1 protein-coding gene is annotated in these 260 nt (G+C 49.6%); it reads right to left on the bottom strand.

Going from position 1 to position 260, the window contains the following annotated elements:
* On the bottom strand, positions 1–260 hold a 260-nt coding region (locus OGY18_RS01595; protein WP_286551409.1), incomplete at both ends, for a transposase.

Genomic DNA, 260 nt, shown 5'->3' with positions numbered 1-260 from the left:
GTAAATGTTCGTCTCATTCAAAAAACCTCCGCAACCCCATGTTTTCACATAACTGTTGCGTTGACCAATTGAATCTACAGTAGCCTTTTTTAATATCGTATTTTGCTCCTCCAGACGGCGAACCTGCTTTTCCAGCTCGCGGATACGTTGCTGGTCTGGAGTAATGGGTGTGGCAGAGGGCGTAATCCCCTGGCGCTCTCTCCTGAGCTGGCGTACCCAGCTCTCAAGCGTAGTAGAACCCACATTCATCGCTTCACTGG

This window comes from Citrobacter sp. Cpo142, assembly GCF_030332425.1.
In the GTDB taxonomy this organism is placed as follows: Bacteria; Pseudomonadota; Gammaproteobacteria; order Enterobacterales; family Enterobacteriaceae; genus Citrobacter; species Citrobacter portucalensis.
The sequence above is the reverse complement of the archived record's forward strand: the minus strand, read 5'-3'. Positions and strand labels throughout refer to the sequence as shown.